At 49.2% G+C, this 9,193-nt stretch carries 10 protein-coding genes and 1 rRNA gene; 5 read left to right on the plus strand and 6 right to left on the minus strand.

From position 1 onward, the window contains the following. A 16S ribosomal RNA gene (locus CLV36_RS16420) occupies positions 1-85 on the minus strand; the annotation flags it as partial. 284 nt (positions 86-369) lie between these two features. Here CLV36_RS16420 and CLV36_RS16425 point away from each other — a divergent pair. The 3 genes from CLV36_RS16425 (at position 370) to CLV36_RS16440 (ending at position 3,139) form a co-directional block, all read left to right on the plus strand. Continuing rightward, a complete protein-coding gene (locus CLV36_RS16425; protein ID WP_106343365.1) occupies positions 370-891 on the plus strand; it encodes a hypothetical protein in 522 nt (173 codons plus the stop codon). A 149-nt stretch (positions 892-1,040) separates the two neighbouring features. After that, positions 1,041-1,358 carry a DUF2614 family zinc ribbon-containing protein gene (locus CLV36_RS16430; protein ID WP_022735702.1) on the plus strand — a complete coding sequence of 106 codons (318 nt, stop codon included), beginning with the start codon at positions 1,041-1,043 and terminating at the stop codon, positions 1,356-1,358. Positions 1,359-1,783: 425 nt separating this feature from the next. Next, a complete protein-coding gene (locus CLV36_RS16440; RefSeq protein ID WP_181353116.1) occupies positions 1,784-3,139 on the plus strand; it encodes an AMP-binding protein in 1,356 nt (451 codons plus the stop codon). 31 nt (positions 3,140-3,170) lie between these two features. On the opposite strand, the gene CLV36_RS16445 is transcribed toward CLV36_RS16440, so the two are convergent. Next, entirely contained in the window at positions 3,171-3,608 is a 438-nt protein-coding gene (locus CLV36_RS16445) for a Fur family transcriptional regulator (RefSeq protein ID WP_102991455.1), read from the minus strand. Positions 3,609-4,010: 402 nt separating this feature from the next. Between CLV36_RS16445 and CLV36_RS16450 the strand changes: the two genes are divergently transcribed. Next, positions 4,011-4,415, plus strand: a complete 405-nt coding sequence (locus CLV36_RS16450) for a DUF4383 domain-containing protein (RefSeq protein ID WP_106343368.1) — start codon at positions 4,011-4,013, stop codon at positions 4,413-4,415. A gap of 55 nt (positions 4,416-4,470) precedes the next feature. Here CLV36_RS16450 and CLV36_RS16455 read toward each other — a convergent pair whose 3' ends face one another. The 3 genes from CLV36_RS16455 to CLV36_RS16465 form a co-directional block, all read right to left on the minus strand. Continuing rightward, the gene (locus CLV36_RS16455; RefSeq protein WP_102991453.1) at positions 4,471-5,538 is read right to left on the minus strand and encodes an undecaprenyldiphospho-muramoylpentapeptide beta-N-acetylglucosaminyltransferase; all 1,068 of its coding nucleotides are present in this window, start codon (positions 5,536-5,538) and stop codon (positions 4,471-4,473) included. A gap of 283 nt (positions 5,539-5,821) precedes the next feature. Further along, positions 5,822-6,250, minus strand: coding sequence for a thiol-disulfide oxidoreductase DCC family protein (locus tag CLV36_RS16460; protein ID WP_106343369.1), 429 nt, complete (start codon positions 6,248-6,250; stop codon positions 5,822-5,824). 202 nt (positions 6,251-6,452) lie between these two features. Then, on the minus strand, positions 6,453-6,761 hold the full coding sequence (locus tag CLV36_RS16465; RefSeq protein WP_022735693.1) for a DUF4870 domain-containing protein: 309 nt from the start codon (positions 6,759-6,761) through the stop codon (positions 6,453-6,455). A 448-nt stretch (positions 6,762-7,209) separates the two neighbouring features. Here CLV36_RS16465 and CLV36_RS16470 point away from each other — a divergent pair, with 448 nt between their 5' ends. Continuing rightward, on the plus strand, positions 7,210-8,928 hold the full coding sequence (locus CLV36_RS16470) for an ABC transporter ATP-binding protein (RefSeq protein ID WP_106343370.1): 1,719 nt from the start codon (positions 7,210-7,212) through the stop codon (positions 8,926-8,928). 71 nt (positions 8,929-8,999) lie between these two features. Here CLV36_RS16470 and CLV36_RS17560 read toward each other — a convergent pair. After that, on the minus strand, positions 9,000-9,193 hold a 194-nt coding region (locus tag CLV36_RS17560; protein ID WP_219904927.1), incomplete at its 5' end, for a hypothetical protein.

Raw genomic sequence — 9,193 nt, forward strand, 5'->3', positions numbered from 1 at the left:
TAGGGTCCGAAGACCCCCGCACGACTTGCATGTATTAGGCATGCCGCCAGCGTTCATCCTGAGCCAGGATCAAACTCTCCGTTAAAGGTTTCACATCGAAGTGTGAAACTGAGGTTTGAGTCTATGCTCGATGAATTGACAGGTCACGTTGTCACTCTTTAGTTTTCAAGGAACACGTTGTTTCATTTCGTACCGCTCTTGCGGCGACAAATAAGATACTATCATCTTATTATTCATCCGTCAACACTTTTTTATAAAAAATATTTCTCCACTCCAAATGCCAACACACCCATTTTACAAATCTGCGTTTTTGCCCGCGCGCCACAGAGAACCCGATTGAATATCCTAAAAAAAACAGGAGGTGCGAACATGTCCGTTTACGTGCGCGACTTCCAATCCATCACCCAGCACACCCGTAGCAAGGATGTCGTTCTGCGGGCAATCACAGCAGATACAGAAGCTGAGTTGGCCCGGCTTTCCTTTAATGAATTAAAAGGCGGGGAGACCGTAGAGCTGAAGGGAACTTTTCTCTTACATGCCGAGGAAGGGCAATCATTTTCCTTGGAAACAGCGATTTACCGTTCCAGCGAAAACGGCCAAACCAAGCAAGAACTGATTCGGTGGATTGAAACGTTCGGCAATGGTTCCGCCGACCCGGTCATCACATCCGTCCCCCTTCACTGTGTCGATCAAATCTCAGAACAGCATACAGAAGCCATCTATCTTGTCACTGCCACCCTTCACTCTGACCTCATTGAGCAAGTCGATCTAATCCTGCCGCTCACCTTCTCGGGAACCGTGTTTAGTCCCTTCGCACCGAAGCCGATTCCATCTTCAAGGGCACACAAATATCGGCCACGCCCCCGCATACGGCAACGCAGACCAAACTGAGGGCGTCCGGCGATCATCCCCCCTCCAATCAAGCGGAATGGAACTAGGGATGATCGCCTTTGCTGTCTCTCTTTACATTGCTGTCAACAATCAAATCATGATAAAATCATTCTGATTGAACAAATTACGGTTCACGGAGGAATTTTATCATGCTCCTGTCGGGTAAACTGAACAAAATCCGCACTTTCGCCCTGCTCCTGATTTTTGTGGGAATCGGGGTTATGTATATCGGCTTTGCGTTTCCGAAGCTCATGGCCTTATTCTTTATCTTAGGCATCTTGTTCGTACTGGCGAGCGTGGGAATCTACTTTTGGATTGGCATATTGTCCACCCAAGCGGCTCAGGTTGTGTGTCCCGTGTGCGACCGCCACACCAAAATGCTAGGAAAACGCGATCAATGCATGCATTGCAAAGCGGTGCTGTCCATGGACCCCAAAGATGCACCAGCTCCCGCAGACAAGCCTTAACCACGGGTGTTGACTAGGGTGTGTCTGGCAAATCAAGTTGGTGGGGAAGAAGCGGCTGAAAAACCTTCTCTCGAGGAGCGCCGATGCACAAGTGAAGCAAATGAAAAAATGATTTTGGAGCCGCTGGACTATTCATCAGACACGCCCTATAAACAGACTCCAAAGAAACCTATTTTTGGCCAAACCCATGGAATGTAAACGGAGTAACTAGGAGTTTGGAGCAAGCGGAGCTCTTGCCCACCGTGCGCAAAATCAAACATCGGCCCCGCGTTGTCGACAAGCTCAGCCTTCCGCATATAAGGGAAGGCTTTCCTCTTGACCATGCACGCCTTGTTCCCGACAGCGCATTCGCACTCTTCTGTTTTGTTCGTCAAATGACTATAATTAAGTTAATTCTTGCCATGCCCGAAAGGAGGGGCCTCTTTGTGTTGAAACCCCACAACCTGGTGGAAATGTTGGCCCTCGCGGTGAAGCGGCACCCCGATCAGACCGCGCTTCGCCATCACGGCCAAGCGCTCACTTATCAAAAATGTTGGAACACGGTGCGGGACATCGCGTTTGGATTGGAGCGCCTCGGCGTCAAACAGGGAACAAGAGTGGCACTCATCGCTGAAAACCATCCCCGCTGGATCTTGTGCGATTTTGCCATCATGAGCCTAGGCAGCGTCACAGTACCTCTGCCCCCGGAAGCGAGTGAGCAAGAATGGAACAAGTGGCTTCAACTAACCGAGGCGGAGGTAGTTATCATCGGCTCAACCCATGCACCCGAAGGCTTGACCCATCCACCACAAAACGTCCGTCATATCATCCAGTTGACCGAAAACCCGCCCGCTTTACAAAAAGCCCTGCGGTTTGACACGCTCATCCAGCTCGGGCAAACTATCGCATTGGAAGAATTGGACTGGGCTTATCCCGCCGTCCAACCTTCCGATCCAGCCACGATCCAGCTTGTGAATGGCGCAAACGGCGAAACCCAAGTCGTCGCGCTGACCCATGCGCAACTTTTGTACAGTTTGGACGGCATTGCTTATCTTCATCCCCAGCAACAACAAGATGATTTGTTGGTTCACTCCTCTTTCGCCGAGTTGCATGCCCGACTGACGGGATACCTAATGCCACTTAGCCATGGCGCCACGGTCACGATTGCGGATGGCGAGCCGATTATCGCGCAATTGCAACAACATAAACCGACGCTTCTCGTCACCGACTCTACGTCCATTACACAGATGAAACAACAGCTATGGGAGCACATCCAAGGGGCGCTTTGGCGCAAACTGGCGTTTAACCACGCCATGCGCCTAGCCGCCAAATACCACCAATACCGCCGTGCGGGTCGAGACACCCCTATTCCCAGCCGATGGCGTTTCGGTTACGCTTGGGCCCATTTGCTTTCATTCTCGTCTTTGCACCAGCAATTGGGCGGACGCTTGCGGTTGGTAATCAGCGGTGATCGGCTGACTCCCGCCTTGCACGAATTTTTCGGCCACTTAGGGGTCCCGTTGGCAACTCTGTACGGCATTGCGGAAACCGGTTGCCCCATCGCTTGCCAATACAGCTACCAATCTGATCCTGCGCCTTATCAATTGTTGCCGCAAGTGGAAACGCGTATCTCGCCCGATGGTGAACTCTTAGTCAAACATCCGGGCATGGGCGCTGGTTGGTTGCACACAGGCGATCTCGCCGCAAAGGGCAGCGGAGGGCAACTGCACCTCCAAGGCCGGAAGCCCACCCCGCAAGAGACAAAACCACTAGCCGCCCTATCGCAGTCATCAAACAAATGAAAGGCACCCTGCTTCCTGTGCAGGGTGCCTTTCATTGCGTACGGTGGGATTGGCAATCAGGGCACAACCCATATATTTCCATGCGATGCGATTCAACTTGGTATCCAGTCGATTGGGCAGCTCGTTCCTCCATTTGGAACAACGGCGGATGGTCAAAGTCGGTGATTTTGCCGCATTCCCGGCAGATCACATGATAATGATCCATCATATTGGCGTCAAAACGGCTGGAGGCATCGCCATAGGTTAATTCCCGCACCAGTCCGGCCTCTTTAAACACACGCAAATTATTGTACACAGTCGCTACGCTCATATTGGGAAAGTTACCTTCCAACGACTTGTATATCTCATCTGCGGTGGGATGATTCATCGTCGAATAAAGAAAGCTTAAAATGGCATACCGCTGGGGAGTCATCCGTACGCCAATGCCTTTCAACAGCTCCACAGCTTCTGCCAGGCGGTTGTTGCTCATTTGTATACACCTCGCTTCTCCGCCGTTTAGATAACGATTATTAATTAATAATAGATATAATTAGTCTACGGCTTGCAGGGCCGGTTTGTCAATGAAGCGATCCATGTGAGCTAAGGCGTATCTGATGAATAGGCAAGCGGCTCCAAAACCATTTTCTCATTCGCTTCACTTGTGCATCGGCGCTCCTCGAGAAAAGGTTTTTCCGCCGCTTCTTCCCCACACAACTTGATTTGCCAGACACACCCTAGTTATCCATCCTGAATCTCTTCTTTATAATCAGCATGTTCTCCTTCTAACATCCCCTAATTTAAGTTGGAAAATTTTCTCCCTCTTTGGCAGTGATCTCGTCTACTTAAGGGACATATACATGTACCATGTTGCGCAAAGGAGGAGGAATCCATAATGAAACGTTGGATGCAAACGATAGGCGGTGTGTTGTTAGCCATGGGAGTGGGAGGCTTGGTGATCCCTGACACAGGGGCATGGCATGACTGGTTTCACCCGACCCTCTCACACAATTTAATTCACTTGATCAGTGGAGGCGTATTTTTGGCTGTGAGCCAGCGAGAACAAGCGCGCCGCTGGACCTCTCTGGGACTGGGCGGCCTGTATCTGTTGGCGGCCATCTGGGGGTTGTTCACAGACAATCTGTTTGGCGTACTTCCATCCGCCGCGGCGATGGACACCCTTCATCTCCTGATCGGAGCCGCATCATTGTACGCTGGGGGCATCATCGACGGTGCCTTCAAACGCTCCTCGGCAAAAGAGGCTCAAGAACAAGTGCAATCGCGGGACGAGAACCCATAAAGAAGAAGCAGCCCGAGATCAACCGGGCTGCTTCTTTTCATTCTCTCAGCCGTTTTTATTTGGCCAGTTGCTTAATCATATCAATTACTTGCTTCATCGTTTCATCGGAATTGCTTTTGGACATCTCGGCGATATACCGGTCACGGTTGTTAAAGACCCCTTCTACTTTTTGCAGGAATGTTTTGGTGGTAAGCTCTTCCTCTTGCAATACATCGCAGTAACCCATCTTGCGGAACGACTCCGCATTCAGTATCTGATCTCCACGGCTGGCAGCTCTAGAAAGTGGGATGAGCAACATAGGCTTTCTCAAGTACAAAAATTCAAAAATGGAATTGGAGCCTGCACGAGAAATCACCATATCCGCCATCGCCATCACATCAGCCAATTCCTCATTGATATATTCAAACTGCTTATATCCGGGGCGGATCAAGGATTCATCCACTTGGCCTTTACCACACAGGTGCACGATTTGGAAATAACGCATTAGACTGTCGAGGTTTTGCCGTACCACTTGGTTAATCTTTTGCGATCCCAAGCTTCCTCCCATGATCAATAACACTGGCTTATCCGCTTGGAATCCGCAGAGGGATAATCCCCGCTCCCGGCTCCCCCGTTTCAATTCATCCCGAATGATGGCGCCCACATAAACCGTTTTTTTCGGGTCCAATCCTTTGGCCGTCTCCGGAAAGGTCGTGCAAATCCGGGTCGCAAACGGCATAGCAATCTTATTGGCCAACCCCGGTGTGATATCCGATTCGTGAATAATCACAGGTACTCGGTTCAACCACGCGGCTAGTACCACAGGTACGGAGACGAAGCCACCTTTGGAAAATAGGATGTTGGGCTTTTCTCGTTTGATGAGGCTGTATGCTTGAAAAATTCCTTTAATCACGCGAAATGGGTCTTTAAAGTTATTCCAGTCAAAATAGCGGCGCAATTTTCCCGTAGAAATGCCAGCATAGGGAACGCGATCCAGTCGCGCCACCAATTGTTTCTCAATCCCATTTTCCGAACCGATATATTTGATCTCCCAACCATCTTGGGCAAACTTAGGAATCAATGCCAAGTTGACCGTCACATGGCCCGCCGTGCCCCCGCCCGTAAAGATGATTTTTTTCTTCATCCCATTCCACCTCTTCTATCCACATTTCAAATAACACCATTCATTTTATCAGTTTTAAATGAATCTTTATCGAAAAGTATATGACAAGATGGAGAGCATTTTTCATCCCAAAGCGGGCGGCCGCGCTGCTTACCCTCTGCGCCATACCTGAACTAACGGTAATCTCGCCACAAAAAAAGCATGCGGGATGTGACACTCCCGGCATGCTTTTGGCCTTGTTCGGCACGTATGTCCGACAACAAAGCCATCGCTTCGTCCATTGTGTTCATTCATTTACTCTTTCCTACTCATCCCCCAACCCCAAAAACCGCGCCCGCACTTCCGGTGTTGGCAACATACATGTTTCGGCTTTGCCAAACAGCCGGTAACGGTTGGTCGCAAACCAGCGATAACCTAAGTCTCTGAGCGGACGCGGAATACATAAGAGCAATGAGAGCCACTTCCATCCACCTGGCAGCCGGCGGCAGATGCGCAACACCGCCGTTGACCGGGTATACCACTTGCCTCCTTCATACAAGACCATCGTATCAAGAGAAACGGGGCCGAGCGGCGACTGACGGAACGCCTCTTCAGCAAAAGATGACTGCAACGAAGCGAACCGGAACAGCCCATCCCGATCCTTCTTTATGATCCAGTTGATCCGGCCATTGCAAAAATTGCATTCCCCATCAAAAAAAACAATGGGATGTTCACCGAGATGCCTCCGCGCCATGACCAAACGCCCCCTTCCGTTAAAGCGATCCCCTCCATCTCCCCCTTATTTTCCCACAAAAGAGGTAGCGGCAAAGCTAAACTTTCCCTTAACAACACACAAAAAAAGCCCTTTTCTATACATTGATGAAAAGGGCAATGCGGTCAGGGGCTTTTAAGAAAACAAAACATGATCACACTGGCCGTGTGCGCTTCGAATCAAATCATTTAATCGCCCAACGCGTAAAGGGGTAATGGTACTCCTTCTCATTCAGCGCCCGCAAAATTCCTTTGATCGGGCAGATGAAGGCCATCAGTCCGAACACGATTAAGAACGGAATGCCGATCAACAACCACGACAAAAGGCTGGACAGCCAAATCAAGCCGGCCATAATCACATGAAACACGAGCGCCTGCAATGAAACCCGCTTAACATCGCGATCGCTAGAAATGAGATACACAATGATTGGACACAACACTGGCGCAAACCACGTGCTCGCATGGACCAATACCTTTAACCATTTGCCATGCAAGATAAAACCCTCCTCATATTCGAGTGATCTTCACACCCATGATATACCCGATTTCACAGAAATAAAACATTGTTACGCAAAATTATGCTAATACACCTGATGATAACCGTTGATTTATAAAGGATTTACATCTGTCCGCCAACCGCACACAACAATGTTATGTTTTCGTTAATATTTGTGCTGGTCGTCCTCTGGGCTTTCACACCATTCACCACTCATCCCATAGTATTTGCTAGATAAACGCGTGTTATTTGAGGAGCAAACATCAATACAACAACGCCAACTTCGTCTTGCTCTCCTTTGCTACTAACACAATTCTTGAGCGCAATAGGATGCATACCTTATTTTGTGTTTCCTTTTTTTCCGTTACTATTAGAAAGTACGCTGTCAACGATGTTGCCAAGAAGATGGCTTAGTCGAAATAAATATGCAATAAAGGAGGAAGGGTATGCTTCGCAAGTTTTTCTCATATTACCAGCCCTATAAAGGCTTGTTTTTACTCGATTTCACTTGCGCGGTGTTTGCCGGGCTATTGGAATTGGGTTTTCCATTAGTGGTAAACCAGTTTATCGACAGGTTGTTACCGAGCAGAGATTGGCCCTTGATTTTATGGGCCAGCGCGGGCTTGCTCGCCCTGTACGGGCTTAGTGCGGTATTGCAGTATGTTGTTACTTACTGGGGTCACATGCTGGGTATCAATATCGAAACGGATATGCGCCGCAAATTATTTGATCATATTCAAAAGTTGTCATTTCGCTTTTTTGACAACAATAAAACGGGTCATCTGCTTTCCCGTCTCACCAACGACTTGATGGAAATCGGGGAAATGGCACACCATGGGCCGGAAGATGTGTTCATCGCCATCATGACCTTGATGGGGGCCTTCATTTTTATGGCTATTATTCACTTGAAGCTGGCGGTGCTCACTTTTCTCGTGATTCCTGTCTTATTGTGGTTGACCATTATGTTTAATCGCAAGATGACGAAGGCCGTCTATCAATTGTATTCCGATATTGCCGATTTTAACGCAACGGTGGAAGACAACGTGAGCGGCATGCGTGTAGTGCAGGCATTTGCCAATGAAGATCATGAACGGGCCCGTTTCTCTGTAAATAATCTGCGATTTCGCTTGTCAAAATTGCTGTCATATAAAATCATGGCGATGAACTTATCGATCAGCTACATGCTTATGCGTTTGGTCACACTGTTCATCTTGATTTGCGGCACCTGGTTTGTGATTCGCAACGAATTGACCTACGGGGAATTTGTCGGGTTTGTGCTGCTGTCCAATATCTTGTTCCGGCCGATTGAAAAAATTAACGCTGTCATTGAAAGTTATCCCAAAGGGATTGCTGGGTTCAAACGTTATATCGAATTGTTGGAAACCGAACCCGACATCGCTGACGCTCCCGATGCGGTGGAAGTAACACAACTGCGGGGCGACATCCGCTATGAAAACGTATCTTTCGGCTATGAAACGGACGCACCTGTGCTCAAATCGATCAACCTGACCATTCGGGCGGGGGAAACGGTGGCTTTTGTCGGCGCCTCCGGAGCGGGGAAAACGACGCTGTGTAGCTTACTACCGCGATTTTATGAAGTAGATCAAGGACGGATCACGATCGACGGCATGGACATTCGGCAGATCACGTTAGCCTCATTGCGGCGCCAGATTGGCATTGTGCAACAAGACGTCTTTTTATTTGCCGGCACCATTCGGGAAAACATTCTTTATGGCCAACTGCATGCCTCGGAGGAGGAAGTGTGGGAGGCGGCCCGGCGCGCGCAATTGGATGAGTGGATTCGATCATTGCCCGATGGGATGGACACCGTGATAGGTGAGCGTGGAGTCAAACTCTCGGGCGGGCAGAAGCAACGCTTGTCGATCGCCAGAATCTTCCTCAAGAATCCGCCGATCTTGATCTTAGATGAAGCGACTTCAGCACTGGACACTGAGACAGAAGCAGCCATTCAAAAATCGTTGTCCGAATTGTCGGCAGGCCGCACCACCTTGGTGATCGCCCACCGCCTCGCCACCATCAAGCACGCCGACCGCATCGTTGTAATGACCCCGGACGGCATTGCCGAAGAGGGCCGGTATGAAGAATTGATGGCTCGACAAGGTCACTATCATCGCTTGCACCAAGCCCAATTTGAATGGGTGTGAGGAACACGGCCAAAGCGATGCACAGGCTGGGGCAGCATGATTGGTTGCATGTGCGGACTTTACCGCTAGCTTTATATTGCGAGCAATGAATAAAAAAGCTGACAAGATCTCTTGTCAGCTGAGAATGTTGACAAACCCTGCGAATCAACTTTGTTGATCGCAGGGTTTTTGTATATAAAAGGGATATAAACAATTAATGGATGAATATCAACCCATATAAACTTAAAACCACCTCCCTTACCTGCTCTCGAAAGCAGCATAGCCA

Source organism: Laceyella sediminis, assembly GCF_003003125.1.
Classification (GTDB): Bacteria; Bacillota; Bacilli; order Thermoactinomycetales; family Thermoactinomycetaceae; genus Laceyella; species Laceyella tengchongensis.

Bases quoted from the DNA above. Each gene is read 5' to 3' on its own strand.
- CLV36_RS16455 (WP_102991453.1), bottom strand. From the start codon at position 5,538: ATGAAGAAAAAAATCATCTTTACGGGCGGGGGCACGGCGGGCCATGTG.
- CLV36_RS16445 (WP_102991455.1), bottom strand. From the start codon at position 3,608: ATGAGCAACAACCGCCTGGCAGAAGCTGTGGAGCTGTTGAAAGGCATT.
- CLV36_RS16450 (WP_106343368.1), top strand. From the start codon at position 4,011: ATGAAACGTTGGATGCAAACGATAGGCGGTGTGTTGTTAGCCATGGGA.
- CLV36_RS16470 (WP_106343370.1), top strand. From the start codon at position 7,210: ATGCTTCGCAAGTTTTTCTCATATTACCAGCCCTATAAAGGCTTGTTT.
- CLV36_RS16460 (WP_106343369.1), bottom strand. From the start codon at position 6,250: ATGGCGCGGAGGCATCTCGGTGAACATCCCATTGTTTTTTTTGATGGG.
- CLV36_RS16430 (WP_022735702.1), top strand. From the start codon at position 1,041: ATGCTCCTGTCGGGTAAACTGAACAAAATCCGCACTTTCGCCCTGCTC.
- CLV36_RS16425 (WP_106343365.1), top strand. From the start codon at position 370: ATGTCCGTTTACGTGCGCGACTTCCAATCCATCACCCAGCACACCCGT.